The sequence below is a fragment of the Mycobacterium sp. IDUB_5 genome (genome assembly GCF_055419565.1).
In genome coordinates this window covers 437,692-453,371 of the sequence record NZ_JBVAXX010000006.1, presented here as the reverse complement: position 1 = coordinate 453,371, position 15,680 = coordinate 437,692, and the positions used below count along the sequence as shown (strand labels likewise).

The window sequence follows — 15,680 nt, the reverse complement described above, 5'->3', positions numbered from 1 at the left end:
CTAGGTGCAACCGTCGTCGAAACTCGCCGGCGGATCGTCGGACGGCCCTCCTGATTCCGCACGGGCCACGAGCGTGCGCACGGCGTCTCCGAAGGCCGGCGTGTAGGACACCTCGTCGCGGCATCCCCCGCCGTCGAGTCCACCGATGACCCCCACCACCGTCGACCCCACCATCCACGGTGCGCCGGAGAAGCCGGCAACGATGCCGTCGCAGCGCACCACCGGGAACCCGTCCCGTGGCGGTGCGGTCGCCGCAGAGCACGCAGTCGGCCCTCCGCCGACGCCGGCGCCGTAGCCGACGACCGTGACCGGCGTCCCGGGGGCGGGCGCGACACCCAGGTGCAGACCACCGTCTGCCAGCGACCGCAGGGAATCACCGTCGTTGCGGCTCACCCGCGCGACGGCGACGTCAGCTGCGGGATCCTGGTCGGCTATCCAGCGCGGGTCGAGGTAGATGGCGTCGAGGCGCCACCTGTCATCCGGTGACGCCTCATCGGAGAACCCGGGCACGAACGTGGTGTCCGCTCCGTCGGTGACGCAGTGCGCGGCGGTCAGGATCAGATCGGCGACCGCGGACTCGACGACCGAGGCTGTGCAGAAGTGCAGGTCGTCGCTGGCGTAGAACAGCGCCCCCATTCGGGTATCCGGCGATACCGGGTGGGCGGCGGCAAGCGTCTGCTCGGCGTTCGTCGTCACCGGGGCCTTCGCCGGCGGCGGCTCCGAGTAGGCGGCCCCGCACGAGGTCAGCGAGGCCGTGGTGAGCACGGCCAGCACGGGCCGAGCGCAGGCGAACAGGCGCATACCCTCCGATGATCCTCCATGTGGCGTTTCCATGACGGCCGACGAGGGTAGAACCGGCCCGACGCCGCGGAATGCCACATCGGTCGACCAGTGTTCGAACTCACGGGTGGTGTTGCCGCACACGGATGACTCCGGTGGGGCGCACGATCGCCGGTGAGGGACACTGGTGGAACACCCGACATCGAGAGGAGGCGAGGGCCATGGCTGACGAAACAGAGTCCGGTCAGCACTACCAACCCGAGCAGACAGGCATGTACGAGCTCGAGTTCCCCGCGCCCTCGCTCTCTTCCCCCGACGGTCGCGGACCGGTGTTGATCCACGCACTGGAGGGCTTCTCGGACGCGGGCCGGGCCATCAAGCTGGCCGCCGAGCACCTGAAAAACACCCTCGACACCGAACTGGTGGCCTCCTTCGCGATCGACGAACTGCTCGACTACCGATCACGACGCCCGCTGATGACGTTCAAGACCGACCACTTCACCAGCTACGAGGAGCCCGAACTCAACCTGTACGCGGTGCGCGACAGCGTCGGTACGCCGTTCTTGCTGCTCGCCGGCCTCGAACCGGATCTGCGCTGGGAGCGCTTCATCACCGCGGTCCGGCTGCTGTCGGAGCGACTGGCGGTGCGGCGTGTGATCGGCCTGGGCGCGATCCCCATGGCCGTGCCGCACACCCGTCCGATCACCCTGACCGCCCATGCCAACGACAAGGAGCTGATCACCGAACACCAGCCCTGGGTCGGCGAGGTCGTGGTGCCGGGCAGCGTGTCGAATCTGCTGGAGTTCCGGATGGCCCAGCACGGGCACGAAGTGGTCGGCTTCAGCGTGCACGTGCCGCACTATCTGGCGCAGACCGACTACCCGGCGGCCGCGGAAATACTGCTCGCGGAGGTGGCACGCACCGCATCACTGCAGATCCCGACCGCCGAACTGAGCCGGGCTGCAGCCGAGGTCGCCGAGAAGGTGAACGAGCAGGTGGCCGCGAGCGCGGAGGTCGCTCAGGTGGTGGACGCCCTGGAGAGGCAATACGATGCGTTCGTCGCCGCACAAGAGAACCGGTCTCTTCTCGCGCGCGATGAGGACCTGCCCAGCGGCGACGAACTCGGTGCCGAATTCGAGCGGTTCCTCGCTCAGCAGGCCGGCGAGTACCAGAAGGACAAAGACAAGGACGACCCCCGGGACAGCTCGTAGTCGTACCGGGTCCAGCGGGCCCGCCGGGGTCCGTGCGTAGCTGTCCCGACGACGGAGTGGGCGACATGACATGTGACTTGGGGCGATGACCGAACGCAAGCCGAACCTGCGCACGGTGCGCGAACTGACGCCGACGCTGCAGTTCCGCACGATCCACGGATATCGGCGCGCTTATCGCATCGCCGGCTCCGGGCCCGCGATCCTGCTGATCCACGGAATCGGTGACAACTCCACCACCTGGAGCACGGTGCAGACCGCGCTTGCGCAGCGGTTCACGGTGATCGCCCCCGATCTCCTCGGCCACGGGAAGTCCGACAAACCGCGCGCCGACTATTCGGTGGCCGCCTACGCCAACGGCATGCGGGACCTTCTCAGCGTGCTCGGCATCGACAGTGTCACCGTGGTCGGGCACTCGCTCGGCGGCGGCGTGGCCATGCAGTTCGCCTACCAGTTCCCCCAGCTGGTCGAGAGGCTCATCCTCGTCGGTGCAGGCGGAGTGACCAAAGACGTCAACATCGCGCTGCGGGTGGCGTCGCTTCCGATGGGCACCGAAGCCCTTGCGCTGCTGCGACTGCCGTTGGTGCTCCCGGCCCTGCAGCTCGTGGGCCGCCTCGGAGGTGCGATGTTCGGGTCGACCGGCGTGGGCCGCGACATCCCGGACATGCTGCGAATCCTCGCCGATCTGCCGGAGCCGACGGCCTCGTCGGCATTCGCACGCACGTTGCGGGCCGTCGTGGATTGGCGAGGCCAGGTCGTCACGATGCTCGATCGCTGCTATCTGACGCAGTCCGTACCGGTGCAACTGATCTGGGGCAGCTGCGATTCGGTGATTCCGGTCGACCATGCCGAGATGGCCCATACCGCGATGCCAGGCTCGCGGCTCGAGATCTTCCCGGGCTCCGGGCATTTCCCTTTCCACGACGATCCGGACCGCTTCGTGGAGGTGGTCGAGAAGTTCATCGACGGAACCCAACCTGCGGTGTACGACCAGGAGTATCTGCGCACGCTGTTGCGCACCGGGATCGAAGAGAGCGCGCTGTCGGGTTCGGTGGACACTCGCGTCGCTGTTCTCGATGCGATGGGCGCAGACGAGCGCAGCGCCACCTGAGCGCGCCGACGACGTAGCATCGGCTCATGGCGATCCACGTGACCGTTCTGCGTGTCTTCACCGACGAGAACGGCGACTTCGGTAACCCTCTCGGCGTCATCGACTCCGCTACCGTATCCCCCGCGGATCGGCAGGGCATTGCAGCCGAATTGGGTTACAGCGAAACGATTTTCGTCACCACACCCGAGCTCGGCACGCACACGGCGCATGCTCACATCCACACCCCGACAACCGAGTTGCCCTTCGCCGGGCATCCGACCGTCGGCGCGGCATGGTGGCTCAAACATCAGGGCACGCCGATCCGGACGCTGCAGGTGCCTGCCGGCATCGTCCAGGTCGACTACGCCGATGACCTGACCATGGTGAGCGCGCGTGCCGAATGGGCGCCCGAATTCGCGATCTACGACATCGACAGCGTCGATTCTCTGGCGGCTGCCGACCCCGAGGACTTCGGCGACGGCGACGTCGACGAGCACTATCTGTGGACCTGGCGCGACCGAGAGGCGGGAGCCATTCAGTCACGGATGTTCGCCCCAGGGCTCGGTATTCGCGAGGACGAAGCGACCGGTGCTGCGGCCGTGCGCATCACCGAGTATCTGAGTCGCGACCTCACCATCGTTCAGGGCCGCGGCTCGGTCATTCAGACGGTGTGGAGCCCACAAGGGTGGGTTCAGGTGGCCGGGCGCGTGGTCGAGGACGGACACCGCGAGATAGACTGAGCGATCTCAGCTGCCCGCGGACACCTCGCGGTGCGCGCGTAGCGCCTCGATCTCACGCTCGAAGTCCTCGGCCGACGAGAAGGACCGGTACACCGAGGCGAATCGCAGATAGGCCACTTCGTCGAGATCGCGTAAGGGGCCCAGGATCGCAAGACCGACTTCGTGACTGGGTACCTCAGGAGATCCGGTCGCACGCACGGCATCTTCCACCGTCTGAGCGAGCAGATTGAGCGCGTCGTCGTCGACCTGCCGCCCCTGGCACGCTCGCCGCACGCCCTTGATCACCTTCTCGCGACTGAACGGCTCGGTGACACCGCTGCGCTTCACCACGGCCAGCACCGCGGTTTCCACGGTGGTGAACCGGCGCCCACATTCGGGGCAGGATCGGCGGCGACGAATGGCCTGGCCCTCGTCGGTCTCTCGAGAATCGACAACCCGTGAGTCGGGATGGCGGCAGAACGGACAGTGCACCACTGCTCCTTCACCGCACCGACGGAACACTTCGAACGTCTTCGAGCGTACCTGCGGCAGCAGGGCGGAGCTCAGCACCAGACCCATCGGCGCGTTCCAAGGCGAGATGTCCACGATCGCCACCATGCTGCCTGCCCGCTGGACTACCTGTGTGCGGTCAGGCGACCGGGGCGATCAACGTCTGTCCGGCGGTCAGCGCGACCGTCTCGAGCTGGTTGAGTTCGCGAATCCTGGCGACCACATCAGACACCGGCGCGTGCGGCGCCACGCGTTCGGCGACGTGCTGCAACGACTCCCCCGTGTGCACCTGGACGACGGCCAACCGACCCGGCACCTCGACCTGCGGTCCCACCACACCGCCCGCCTGGGCCACAAGACCCAGCCACAACGTGATGGCGCCGGCGACGAGCGCGAGAACGACCGTCGCGGCGGGAGTGATGGGACGGCGCCGGTGCGACGCACGAGACACCAGCACGCCGCTCCCGCGATAGCTCAGGCGTGCGCCGCCGGGACGCTGGTGATGCCGCTGCCGAGCCGTCCTGGTAGCGCGCCCGCTGGGCGCGACCGCGCTGGCCGGCCCGATCCGCACGGGACGTGCGACGCGGCCTGCGGGCTGACGAACATCGGGGGTGTGGAGAACGGTCATCTGAGTGCCTTTCGCTCCGTGGATTCGCTCTTGTGTTCGAACATTACTCGATCAAGTGTTCGATCGATAGAACATGTGATCGAACTGTTGCGAACGCTAACGGAGGGCACCGACAAGTCGCCGCGGGCGAACTTTCGGCGCCGGTTGCTCGCGACACGCCTCGAACACATGTTTGATTCCGCGTGCGCTGCGCGTTACATTCGTGGTCATGAGCGACGACAGCAGCGACACCTCGGCCGGTACGGACTCCGCCAACCGACGTGAGCGCGGGGCAGGTCTGACCGACCGTCAACGCACCATCCTCGACGTCATCCGCTCGTCGGTGACCACCCGGGGCTACCCACCGAGCATCCGCGAGATCGGCGACGCCGTCGGTCTGACGTCCACCTCGTCGGTGGCGCACCAACTGCGCACACTCGAACGCAAGGGCTACCTGCGCCGTGACCCGAACCGGCCGAGGGCCGTCGACGTGCGCGGCATCGATGACGCACCCGCCACTCCGGTCGTCGCGACCGAGGTCGCCGGTTCCGACGCCCTACCGGAGCCCACATTCGTGCCGGTCCTCGGGCGGATCGCAGCCGGAGGACCGATCCTCGCCGAGGAGGCCGTCGAGGATGTGTTCCCGCTACCCCGTGAGCTCGTCGGGGAGGGCTCCCTGTTCCTGTTGAAGGTCGTGGGTGAGTCGATGATCGACGCGGCGATCTGTGACGGCGACTGGGTCGTGGTGCGCCAGCAGAACGTCGCCGACAACGGCGACATCGTCGCCGCCATGATCGACGGGGAAGCTACGGTCAAGACGTTCAAACGGACCAAGGGTCAGGTCTGGCTCATGCCGCACAACCCGGCCTTCGACCCCATCCCCGGCAATGACGCTGCCGTGCTCGGCAAGGTCGTGACGGTCATCCGCAAGATCTGACGGGGCACCGACGCGGTTCGTCAGCTTCCGCGGACGAACCCGTTGGTGCGGGCGATCTCCTCAGTGGCGAACCAGATTTCGGCCCGCGCCTCGTCGTACTCGGCGCTGTCGGGACTCCAGTACAGACCTGATCGGGTGTCGGCCTTGATCGGATACCCGTCGGGAATGGTGTCTGGGTCGTCAAGGGGCAGGTGCAACGCGGTGCCCATCGGCGCGATGTCATCGTCATCGATCCGCGCGTGCCTACCGGTGTCGTTGAGGGCGTCCCGCTCGAGAGCGGGCGCTGCCGCAAACGCCGAGGTGACGGCCACGTGGTCCGAATCGGCGTCCTTCTCGTCAGCCTCGTCCTCGTACGACGACTCTTCGTACACCGGTTCTTCGTCGACCGGTTCCTCGTCGACCGGTTCCTCGTAGACCGGTTCCTCGTCGACCGGTTCCTCGTCGACAGCGTTGTCGGAACCCGAAGCCACGGCGTAGTCGTGCTGCTCGACGGGGACGTCGGTCGCGGACTGAATCCGGGTCGGTGCGGTGTCGACCGAATCGGGGTCGTCCTGCTCGACGAAAGGATCGGCATCGCGATCGACCGTGGCGGGACGGTCCGTGTCTGCGGACTCGCTGAGCCCCCACAGGTGCAACCCGCTCGGTTCGTGACCTTCGGCGGGCGTACCGGGCCGCGCGGCGGGAGCCACCGACCCGAGACCCTCACGCGCGTAGCGATCGGCGAACAGCGCGTCCTCCCCCACATCCGACGACTCCCGGTCGTAGCCACCGGCGTCGTGATCATCGGCGTCATAGGGAGGCAGCGCGAACGAGTCACCGTCGCGATCGCGACCTCGACGCCGAACAACCGCCAGCCCGACCACCGCGAGGACGAGAAGTACCGGGATGACCGCCAGCAGCCACCACCACGTCCAGCGGACCCCGTCACCCGACCCGGTGTCACCACCCTGCGCCGACGGAATGGGCTGTGTCGCCTCCTGCCCCGGAACGTCCAGGCCGACGAGCTGCGAAGCGAGATTCGCCGGCTCGGTGCTGAATCGCTTGGTGCCGGTGTCATAGGTGATGGCGCCGCCGCTGAACTTCTGGGTGATCGCGTCGCCGCTCTGGGTCTGATCGGACACCGGTGCACCGAGCGTGCCGGTGGCGCCGCCCAGCTTCTCCCACGCCGCGTTCATGGCACCGCGCACGATCACCGCGCCGTAGTCGGGCGTCCAGAAGATCACCGGCTTGTCCGCCGCGGCGAAGCTGCTCATTCTGCTGGCCGGGGCGACGCCGCCGTCCACCTCGCCGGTCACCGGGAATCCGAGGTCTCCCTCGGGGCCGCCCACGCTCTCGTACTTGGCCAGCACCTGGCCGGTCACGACGTTCGCGCCGGTCGCGGGGCTGTAGAAGATCTTCCCGTTGACGAAGTCCTGACCCAGACCGTCGGAGCCGATCTTGTAGGGCTCACCCTCGCTGGCACCCAACGGTCCGAGCGGGCCCCCCGCCGCCCGGCGGGCTGCGTTGATCGCAGCCACCGGGTCGTCCGGCACGGAGACATCGGTGAGCTGCCCGGCCAGATCTGCCGGGTCGGTGGTGAATTTCTTGGTGCGCCCGTCGTAGGAGACTTGGCCGCCGGTGAACTTCTGCGTCACCGCCGCGCCGTCGTAGGTCTCGTCCTCCGCGGGGACACCCAGGACACCCGACGAGCCGCCGAGTTTGTCCCAGGCTGCGTTGATCGGACCGCGGACCACGTGTGCGCCGGTGTTCGGAGTCCAGAAGATCACCGGGTTGTCCGACGCGCTGAATGTGCTGTTTCGGCTGTCGGGTGCGCGCCCGGGCCCCTCGTCGATGGTCGGGAACCCGAGATCGCTGTCGGCGGGACCGCCGAGCGACTCGTACTTCTCGAGAATCGCGCCCTGCATGGCGTGCGCGCCGGTCGCGGGCGTGAAAAAGACCTTGCCGGACGCGAAGTTCTGCGCGAATCCCGTTCCGACGGGGTAGACGTCGCCGGAGGGAGGCCCCAGCGGACCGGTGTCACCGCCGGTGGCCTGCCACGTGGCGGTGATCGCGTTGCCGGCGTCGACGTCGGGTTGCGCGGTGGCGACCGGGGAGAGCAGGAGCGCTGCGGCGACCCCCAGCAATCCGACGGCCCAACGACTGGACCCACGTCGACGCGGCATCGGCTGCCGGGTCATTCATCCTCCCCGTGGTCGGCGACTGAGGTAACTCCATCACGGTTCAGCGAAAATTACCGCGTGCGTTCACTCTGCGTCAGTGGACCCTGTTTACCAAGCCACCTCGCCGCACAGTGCCGGAAAATGCCACCGCCCGGCTAGACGCCGAGGCTGCGGCCGATGATCTCCTTCATGATCTCGGTGGTCCCGCCGTAGATGGTCTGTACCCGGGCGTCGAGGTAGGCGCGCGCGACGTCGTACTCGCGCATGTAGCCGTATCCGCCGTGCAGCTGCAGGCAGCGGTCGATGAGGTGGACCTGCTTCTCGGTGGAGTACCACTTGGCCATCGCGGCCTGCTCGACGGTCAGCTTGTCCTCGAGGTGCAGCCCGATGAACTCGTCGACCATCATGCGCACCACGGTGGCTTCGGTGGACAGCTCCGCCAACAGGAATCGGCTGTTCTGCTGGCTGCCGATCGGCCTGCCGAACGCCTTGCGCTCCTTGGCGTACTGCAGCGTGCCTGCCAGTACGGCCTCCATGGCCGCGGCGGCCATGATCGCGATGCTGATGCGCTCCTGCGGCAAGTTCTGCATCAGGTAGATGAAACCCTGCCCCTCCTCGCCGAGCAGGTTCTCGACCGGAACCTTCACGTCGGTGAATGACAGCTCTGCGGTGTCCTGGGCGTCCAGACCCACCTTGTCGAGCTTGCGGCCCCGCTCGAAGCCCTCCATGCCGCGCTCGACGACCAACAGCGAGAAGCCCAGCGCACCCTTGTCGGGGTCCGTCTGCGCCACCACGATCACCAGGTCGGACAGGATTCCGTTGGTGATGAAGGTCTTGGAGCCGTTGAGTACGTAGTGGTCCCCGTCGCGTACCGCCCGGGTCTTGATGCCCTGCAGGTCACTGCCGGTGCCCGGTTCGGTCATCGCGATCGCGCTGATGTATTCACCGCTGCAGAATTTCGGCAGCCAGCGCTGCTTCTGCTCCTCGGTGCCCAGCCGGATGAAGTACGGCGCGGTGACGTCGTTGTGCAGGCTGAAGCCCAGGCCGCTGTACCGGCCCGCGGTGACCTCTTCGGTGATGACGGTGTTGTAGCGGAAGTCGGTCACCCCGCCGCCGCCGTACTCCTCGGGCACCGCCATACCGAGAAAGCCCTGCTTGCCGGCTTCGACCCAGACGCTGCGGTCAACCAGCTTGGCGGCCTCCCACTGATCGTGGAACGGCGCGACGTGGCGCTCGAGGAAGGTGCGGAAGGAGTCGCGGAACATCTCGTGCTCCGGCTCGAACAGCGTGCGCTCGTAGGCGATGACGGATTTTTCGGCTGCAGAGCCCATGGAGGTTCCTCGCGTCGGTGATCGGATTGCCGCCACGGTACCCCACCCAACCGGATGGTTGGTCGTTCGGCGGCGCACGGCGGCGCGTGAGATCCGCGCGGCCGCCCTACACTCGGGCCCCATGGGCACCAGCCTCACGCACTGGGGCGCCTTCAGCGCCACCGTCGAGGCCGGCGACGTCGCGTCCGTCGCCCCGATCGCCGGCGACACCGACCCGTCTCCCGCACTGGGCAATCTGCCCGGTTCGGTGCGCCACTCCTCGCGCATCACCGGCCCTGCGGTGCGGCGCGGCTGGCTCGAGGACGGGCCGGGGCCGAGCACCCGCCGCGGCGCCGACGACTTCGTCGCCGTCAGCTGGGACGAACTCACCGAACTCCTCGCCGCCGAACTGCGCCGCGTCATCGACCGCCACGGCAACGCCGCCGTCTACGGCGGCTCCTATGGCTGGGCGAGCGCCGGCCGATTCCATCACGCGCAGAGCCAGGTTCACCGCTTCCTCAACTGCCTCGGCGGTTACACGTTTTCCCGGCACTCCTACAGCCTGGGCGCCACCGGGGTGATCATGCCGCGGGTGGTGGGCACGCACGACGACCTGTTCAAGCGGTCCACCTCCTGGGACGTCATCGTCGAGAACACCGAGTTGCTGGTGTGCTTCGGCGGGCTGGCGCTGAAGAACACCGGAGTCAACCACGGTGGTACGACGGCACATCCGGCCCGGGACGCGCTGCACCGCTTCCGCGAACGCGGCGGCCGGATCGTGTCGTTCTCCCCGTTGCGCGACGACGTCGACGGACCGTGCGACTGGTTCGCACCCGTGCCCGGCACCGACGTGGCGATCATGCTGGCTCTGGCGCACGTGCTGGCCACCGAGTCGCTGGCCGACCACGAGTTCCTGGCCACCTACTGCACCGGGTACGAGCGGTTCGAGCGCTACCTGCTCGGCACCGACGACGGCGTGCCCAAGTCGCCGCAGTGGGCGGCTGCGCTCTGCGGGCTGGACGCCGAGGACCTGACCACGCTGGCTCGTCAGATGGCCGCACATCGCACGATCGTCACGGTCAGCTGGTCGTTGCAGCGCACCAGGTTCGGCGAGCAGGCGCCGTGGATGGGGGTGACGCTGGCCGCGATGCTGGGCCAGATCGGCCTGCCCGGCGGAGGATTCGGCCACGGCTACGGGTCGATGAACGAGCCGGGGCTGCCGCCACTGCGCTGTGCGCTGCCCCGCCTGCCGCAGGGACTCAACCCCGTCACCTCGTTCATCCCCGTTGCCGCGATCAGCGATATGCTGCTCCACCCCGGAGAACCGTTCGATTACAACGGGTTACGGCTCACTTATCCCGACATCCGGCTGGTGTACTGGGCCGGCGGCAACCCGTTCCACCATCATCAGAACATTCCGCGGTTGCGGCGCGCGCTGAGCCGTGTCGACACCGTGGTGGTGCACGACCCGTACTGGACGGCGATGGCCAGGCATGCCGACATCGTCGTGCCGTCGACGACGTTCGCCGAGCGCGACGACTTCTCGGGGTCCCGCAACGATCCGGTGCTGATGGCGATGCCCCGTCTGACCGAGCCCTACGCCGATGCCCGCGACGACTACGACACCTTCGCCGCACTCGCGCACACCCTCGGCGTCGGAGCCGAGTTCACCGAGGGGCGGACTTCTGCGCAGTGGCTGCGCCACCTCTACGAAACATGGTCACAGACACTCGATTTCGAGGTGCCCACGTTCGACGAGTTCTGGTCTGCGGGGCAGGTGAGACTCCCGGTCGAGGACGGCTTGACCCTCCTGGCCGACTTCCGCGCCGACCCGGTCGCGCACCGGCTCGGCACGCGCAGCGGGTTGATCGAGATCTTCTCCGAAGACATCGACGGTTTCGGGTATCCGGACTGCGCGGGGCATCCGGCGTGGTTCGAACCCTCCGAATGGCTCGGCGGCTCGCGCGCCCGGCGCTATCCGCTGCACCTGGTCGCCAACCAGCCTGCGGCCCGGCTGCACAGCCAGCTCGACGGAGGAAAGACCAGTCAGGATTCGAAAGTGGCTGGGCGAGAGCCGATCCGGATGCATCCGTCGGACGCGGAGGCGCGGGGGGTGAGCACCGGCGATGTGGTGCGGGTGTTCAACGACCGCGGCGCCTGCCTGGCCGGGGTGCTCGTCGACGATCGGGTGCGGCCACGAGTCGTACAGCTCTCGACCGGGGCGTGGTACGACCCGCTCGACCCCGCCCACCCCGATGCGATGTGCGTCCACGGCAACCCCAACGTGCTCACCGACGACATCGGCACGTCGTCGCTGGCGCGTGGCTGCACGGGCGCACACGTTCTGGTCGAGATCGAGAAGTACACCGCGACACCGCCTCCGGTGCGCGCGCACCAGCCGCCGCGGTTCGTCAGTAGGTAGCGAACTCGGTGAGGCCGGCGGCCAGCGCGACCGGGACCCGTGCTGTGATCCGCGTTCCCGCCTCGGTGTGATCGGTGGCGTCGATGCGACCTTCGGCGTGCACCCGCGCGACCAGATCCCCGCGGTCGTAGGGAATCGTCACGTCGACCGCCATGTCGGTGGGGACGACGAGTTCGGCCATCCTGGCCCGCAGCCGGTCCAGTCCGTCGCCGGTGTGCGCCGAGACGAAGACCGCCTCGGGCAGCGCGCGCCGCAGTGTGGCCAGCATCAACCCACTCGCCGCGTCGGTCTTGTTGACCACCAACAGTTCTCGCGGCGCGGCGATGCCGTACTCGGCGACCACGTCGTTGATCACCGCGCGCACGGCGTTGATCTGGGCCAGCGGATTCACATCGGAGCCGTCGACCACGTGCACGAGCAGTTCCGCGTCGACGACCTCTTCCAGCGTCGAGCGGAAGGCCTCGACCAGCTGGGTGGGCAGGTGCCGCACGAACCCGACCGTGTCGGTCAGGACGAACGGTCTGCCGTCGTCGAACTGGCCGCGACGCGTGGTGGGCTCGAGGGTCGCGAACAGCGCGTTCTCGACCAGCACGCCCGCACCGGTGAGCGCGTTGAGCAGACTCGACTTGCCAGCGTTGGTGTAGCCGACGATCGCGACCGAGGGCACCTCGCTGCGCCTGCGGCCGCTGCGCTGGGTGTCGCGGATCTTCTTCATGTCCTTGATCTCGCGACGCAGCTTGGCCATCCGCTCGCGGATGCGCCGCCGGTCGGTCTCGATCTTCGTCTCGCCGGGGCCGCGGGTACCCACGCCGCCACCGGCACCGCCGGCGCGGCCACCGGCCTGTCGGGACATCGATTCACCCCAACCGCGCAGCCGGGGCAGCATGTATTCCATCTGCGCCAGCGAGACCTGGGCCTTGCCCTCCCGGCTGGTGGCGTGCTGGGCGAAGATGTCGAGGATCAGCGCGGTGCGGTCGATGACCTTGACCTTGGCGACCTTCTCCAGCGCGTTGAGCTGGGCGGGGCTGAGTTCACCGTCGCAGATCACCGTGTCGGCGCCGGTGGCGACGACGATCTCGCGCAGCTCGGCGGCCTTACCGGAGCCGATGTAGGTGGCGGGGTCGGGCTTGTCGCGGCGTTGGATGAGGCCTTCGAGAACCTCGGAGCCGGCGGTCTCGGCGAGTGCGGCGAGTTCGGCCAGGCTGGCGTCAGCGTCGGCGGCCGAGCCGTCGGTCCAGACCCCGACCAAAACCACGCGTTCGAGGCGCAGCTGGCGGTATTCGACCTCGGAGACATCGGCCAGTTCGGTGGACAGCCCGGCGACGCGGCGAAGCGCCGAGCGCTCTTCGAGGGCGAGTTCACCCGAGCTGGGGATGTCGTTGCGGAATTCGGGATACGTCATAGGCGAATCAAGGTTCGCACGGAAAACACTGTTCATGCACTTTCTTTAACGGTCATGCGTGGCCCACCATTCCGCGGCGAGCTCGCCGTGGGCGACCAGGACGGAGGGTCCGCGCAGGTAGCTGGTCGCGTCGGTGACGGTGACGGTGACGGCGCCACCCGGGACGTGCACGCTGACCTCGCCGGTCTGCGTGCCCCGCTGGGCGAGTGCGGCGACCGCTGCGGCAACGGTTCCGGTGCCGCAGGATCGGGTCTCCCCTACGCCGCGTTCGTGCACGCGCATCGAGACGACACGGTCGGCGTCCAGGGCGGTGAGCACCTCGACGTTGACGCCGTCGGGGAACTGTTCGTGGTCGAAGCTCACTGGCGCAGCGACGTCCAACGCCGCCAGCGCCTCGGCCGTCAGCTGTGGGTCGACGCAGGCCAGATGCGGGTTGCCGACGTCGACGGCGAGCCCGTCGAACAACCGTCCGCCCACCGTGGCGGCGCCCGAGCCGAGCACGTTGGCTTTACCCATCTCGACCGTGACCTCGGCGCGCACCGGGTCGACGCTGTGCAACACCACCGGACGCGGCCCGGCAAGCGAGCCGACGACGAACTCGTCGCGCGCTTCCAGTCCGCTGGCCCGCAGGTAGTGCGCGAAGACCCGCACCCCGTTGCCGCACATCTGGGCGATGGACCCGTCGGCGTTGCGGTAGTCCATGTACCAGTCGTCGGCGGTGAGGCCCTCCGGCAGGCGATCGAACACTCCGGCGGCCTGCGCCGCACCCGCGGTGGTCACCCGCAGCACACCGTCGGCCCCGAGACCCTGCCTGCGATCACACAGCGCGGCGACCGCGGCGGGTGTCAGCGTCAGCTCGGCCGCCACGTCGGGCAGCACGACGAAGTCGTTCTGCGTGCCATGCCCTTTGGCGAACTTCACCAGCTCAGGATACGTCCCGCCAGATGCGCACGGCGCTGACGGCGAGATCGGCGGCCGAACCGTCGAGCCAGGTGATGCGGTGGTCGCGACGGAACCACGACCGTTGCCTGCGCACGTAGCGGCGGGTGCCGATGAAGGTGGGTTCTCGGGCGGCCATGCCGTCGCCGCCGGCATCGAGATCGGCCAGGACCTGCGCGTAGCCGAGAGCCCGGGCGGCTGTCACGCCGTCGCGCAGTCCGCGCGCCTGCAGCACACGCACTTCGTCGATCAGACCCGCGGCGAACATGGCGTCGGTGCGCTGAGCCAGACGGTCATCGAGATGCTCTGTGGGCCAGTCCAATCCGATGATCGCGGTGTTCCACCGCGGTGTCCCGATGGTAGGCGCCGACGCGGCGAACGGCTGTCCCGTCAGCTCGACGACCTCCAGGGCCCGCACGATGCGCCGCCCGTCGCTGGGCAGGATCGACGCCGCAGCGGCGGGGTCGACCTCGGCGAGCTCACGGTGCAGGCCCGCGACGCCGACCTCGGCCAGCCGCGCCTCCCACCGGGCCCGCACGGCGGGATCGGTCGCCGGAAACGACCACTCGTCGAGCAGGGACTGAATGTAGAGCATGGAGCCGCCGACGATCACCGGCACCGCATCGCACGCCAGGATCGCTTCCACGTCCTCGGACGCGGCCTGCTGATACCGGGCCACCGTCGCGGTCTCGGTGACATCGAGCACGTCGAGCTGGTGGTGCGCTATCCCCCGCCGCTCCTCGGGGCGCAGCTTCGCGGTGCCGATGTCCATCCCGCGGTAGAGCTGCATCGCGTCGGCGTTGACGACCTCGACCGGATGGCCGATCACCTCGGCGACGGCCAGCGCGAGCGCGGACTTGCCGGTGCCGGTCGGGCCGATGATCGCCAGCGGTCGGATCACGGTGTCCAGACACCGACGAAGTACCCGACGCCGTAGGGCGCCCCGCGGTAGAGCTGCTCGGCCGAGCGGGGTCCGGAGTCGGCCAGTCCGGCGAGCACCTGGTGGGCGACCCGGCCGACGATCCCGGTGGGCACACCGGCCAGCGCGGCGGTGTCACCGCCGGCGAGCGCGTCGTCGAGGGCGGTCTGCACCGGAACGGAATCCGGGTCGTGGCCGCCGGGGGCGGCCGCGGTCAGCGTGTTGGCGCCGTCGGCGACGACGAGCACCCCGACAGCCTCGCGCGCGGTGTCGAGCTCGCGGCGCAACGCCCGACCCGCAGCCAGGGCTGCCTCCGGCGAGGTGCGGTCGGCGTAGGTGCGCACCTCGACCACGGCAGGGGCAGCGACAAGACCTCGCAGCCAGCCGGCGATCAGCGCAGCCAGCGGAAGGGAATCGGGAGGGCCGGCGGCCCCGTCGGACAACCGGACCGGCACGTCGACCCCGTATCCGGCGAAGGTGCCGACGGCGTCGGGCCCGATCACCGCGTCGGTGGCCGCGACCCCGACAGCAACCCAGCGGGACGGCAGTCTGCCGGCCGCCGTCGCCGCCGCGGTACGCAGGTCGGCGACCTCGGCGGCCACCGCACCGGCCAGTTCGGGCACCATGACCGGCGGCGACGGAACGATCGCGATGGCCGTCAACACGGACACCAACCTA

Annotated in this window: 14 protein-coding genes; 5 read left to right on the top strand and 9 right to left on the bottom strand. The window is 68.6% G+C overall.

The window, feature by feature from the left end:
* A complete protein-coding gene (locus ACZY1G_RS22210) occupies positions 1-801 on the bottom strand; it encodes a trypsin-like serine peptidase (protein WP_463816720.1) in 801 nt (266 codons plus the stop codon).
* Positions 802-1,001: 200 nt separating this feature from the next.
* On the opposite strand from ACZY1G_RS22210, the gene ACZY1G_RS22205 reads away from it, so the two are divergent.
* The 3 genes from ACZY1G_RS22205 to ACZY1G_RS22195 all read left to right on the top strand — a co-directional run bounded on the left by ACZY1G_RS22205 (position 1,002) and on the right by ACZY1G_RS22195 (position 3,818).
* Entirely contained in the window at positions 1,002-1,991 is a 990-nt protein-coding gene (locus ACZY1G_RS22205) for a proteasome assembly chaperone family protein (protein ID WP_463823618.1), read from the top strand.
* Between the two features lie 85 nt (positions 1,992-2,076).
* Positions 2,077-3,099, top strand: a complete 1,023-nt coding sequence (locus ACZY1G_RS22200; protein ID WP_463816722.1) for an alpha/beta fold hydrolase — start codon at positions 2,077-2,079, stop codon at positions 3,097-3,099.
* Positions 3,100-3,125: 26 nt separating this feature from the next.
* Positions 3,126-3,818 carry a PhzF family phenazine biosynthesis protein gene (locus ACZY1G_RS22195; RefSeq protein ID WP_463816723.1) on the top strand — a complete coding sequence of 231 codons (693 nt, stop codon included), beginning with the start codon at positions 3,126-3,128 and terminating at the stop codon, positions 3,816-3,818.
* Positions 3,819-3,824: 6 nt separating this feature from the next.
* Here ACZY1G_RS22195 and nrdR read toward each other — a convergent pair whose 3' ends face one another.
* Together nrdR and ACZY1G_RS22185 are read right to left on the bottom strand one after the other, a co-directional pair.
* The gene (nrdR, locus tag ACZY1G_RS22190; protein WP_463817176.1) at positions 3,825-4,289 is read right to left on the bottom strand and encodes a transcriptional regulator NrdR; all 465 of its coding nucleotides are present in this window, start codon (positions 4,287-4,289) and stop codon (positions 3,825-3,827) included.
* A gap of 157 nt (positions 4,290-4,446) precedes the next feature.
* Entirely contained in the window at positions 4,447-4,935 is a 489-nt protein-coding gene (locus ACZY1G_RS22185; protein WP_463816724.1) for a LysM peptidoglycan-binding domain-containing protein, read from the bottom strand.
* A 208-nt stretch (positions 4,936-5,143) separates the two neighbouring features.
* On the opposite strand from ACZY1G_RS22185, the gene lexA reads away from it, so the two are divergent.
* The gene (gene lexA, locus ACZY1G_RS22180; protein WP_463816725.1) at positions 5,144-5,851 is read left to right on the top strand and encodes a transcriptional repressor LexA; all 708 of its coding nucleotides are present in this window, start codon (positions 5,144-5,146) and stop codon (positions 5,849-5,851) included.
* Between the two features lie 20 nt (positions 5,852-5,871).
* Here lexA and ACZY1G_RS22175 read toward each other — a convergent pair whose 3' ends face one another.
* Both ACZY1G_RS22175 and ACZY1G_RS22170 read right to left on the bottom strand, forming a co-directional pair.
* Entirely contained in the window at positions 5,872-8,028 is a 2,157-nt protein-coding gene (locus ACZY1G_RS22175) for a sunset domain-containing protein (RefSeq protein WP_463823617.1), read from the bottom strand.
* A 137-nt stretch (positions 8,029-8,165) separates the two neighbouring features.
* Entirely contained in the window at positions 8,166-9,341 is a 1,176-nt protein-coding gene (locus ACZY1G_RS22170; RefSeq protein WP_463823616.1) for an acyl-CoA dehydrogenase family protein, read from the bottom strand.
* Positions 9,342-9,462: 121 nt separating this feature from the next.
* Here ACZY1G_RS22170 and ACZY1G_RS22165 point away from each other — a divergent pair, with 121 nt between their 5' ends.
* Positions 9,463-11,742, top strand: a complete 2,280-nt coding sequence (locus ACZY1G_RS22165) for a molybdopterin guanine dinucleotide-containing S/N-oxide reductase (protein WP_463823615.1) — start codon at positions 9,463-9,465, stop codon at positions 11,740-11,742.
* On the opposite strand, the gene hflX is transcribed toward ACZY1G_RS22165, so the two are convergent.
* From hflX to ACZY1G_RS22145, 4 genes are read right to left on the bottom strand one after another with little or no spacing between them, the layout of a single operon-like run.
* Positions 11,732-13,144 (bottom strand): GTPase HflX, encoded by a 1,413-nt coding sequence (hflX, locus tag ACZY1G_RS22160; protein WP_463816730.1) that lies wholly within the window; start codon positions 13,142-13,144, stop codon positions 11,732-11,734. The two genes, ACZY1G_RS22165 and hflX, sit on opposite strands and share 11 nt — an antisense overlap.
* Before the next feature lie 45 nt (positions 13,145-13,189).
* Complete coding sequence (dapF, locus tag ACZY1G_RS22155; protein ID WP_463816731.1) at positions 13,190-14,065, bottom strand: diaminopimelate epimerase; 876 nt, start codon at positions 14,063-14,065, stop codon at positions 13,190-13,192.
* 4 nt (positions 14,066-14,069) lie between these two features.
* Positions 14,070-14,984, bottom strand: coding sequence for a tRNA (adenosine(37)-N6)-dimethylallyltransferase MiaA (gene miaA / locus ACZY1G_RS22150; protein ID WP_463823614.1), 915 nt, complete (start codon positions 14,982-14,984; stop codon positions 14,070-14,072).
* Positions 14,981-15,667 carry a class III extradiol ring-cleavage dioxygenase family protein gene (locus ACZY1G_RS22145; protein ID WP_463816733.1) on the bottom strand — a complete coding sequence of 229 codons (687 nt, stop codon included), beginning with the start codon at positions 15,665-15,667 and terminating at the stop codon, positions 14,981-14,983. The genes miaA and ACZY1G_RS22145 overlap by 4 nt, the downstream gene beginning before the upstream one ends.
* Between the last annotated feature and the right edge of the window lie 13 nt (positions 15,668-15,680).

Coding starts and splice junctions, on each gene's coding strand:
- hflX (WP_463816730.1), bottom strand. CDS start 13,144: ATGACGTATCCCGAATTCCGCAACGACATCCCCAGCTCGGGTGAACTC.
- ACZY1G_RS22165 (WP_463823615.1), top strand. CDS start 9,463: ATGGGCACCAGCCTCACGCACTGGGGCGCCTTCAGCGCCACCGTCGAG.
- ACZY1G_RS22185 (WP_463816724.1), bottom strand. CDS start 4,935: ATGACCGTTCTCCACACCCCCGATGTTCGTCAGCCCGCAGGCCGCGTC.
- lexA (WP_463816725.1), top strand. CDS start 5,144: ATGAGCGACGACAGCAGCGACACCTCGGCCGGTACGGACTCCGCCAAC.
- ACZY1G_RS22175 (WP_463823617.1), bottom strand. CDS start 8,028: ATGACCCGGCAGCCGATGCCGCGTCGACGTGGGTCCAGTCGTTGGGCC.
- ACZY1G_RS22210 (WP_463816720.1), bottom strand. CDS start 801: ATGCGCCTGTTCGCCTGCGCTCGGCCCGTGCTGGCCGTGCTCACCACG.
- ACZY1G_RS22195 (WP_463816723.1), top strand. CDS start 3,126: ATGGCGATCCACGTGACCGTTCTGCGTGTCTTCACCGACGAGAACGGC.
- ACZY1G_RS22200 (WP_463816722.1), top strand. CDS start 2,077: ATGACCGAACGCAAGCCGAACCTGCGCACGGTGCGCGAACTGACGCCG.
- ACZY1G_RS22205 (WP_463823618.1), top strand. CDS start 1,002: ATGGCTGACGAAACAGAGTCCGGTCAGCACTACCAACCCGAGCAGACA.
- ACZY1G_RS22170 (WP_463823616.1), bottom strand. CDS start 9,341: ATGGGCTCTGCAGCCGAAAAATCCGTCATCGCCTACGAGCGCACGCTG.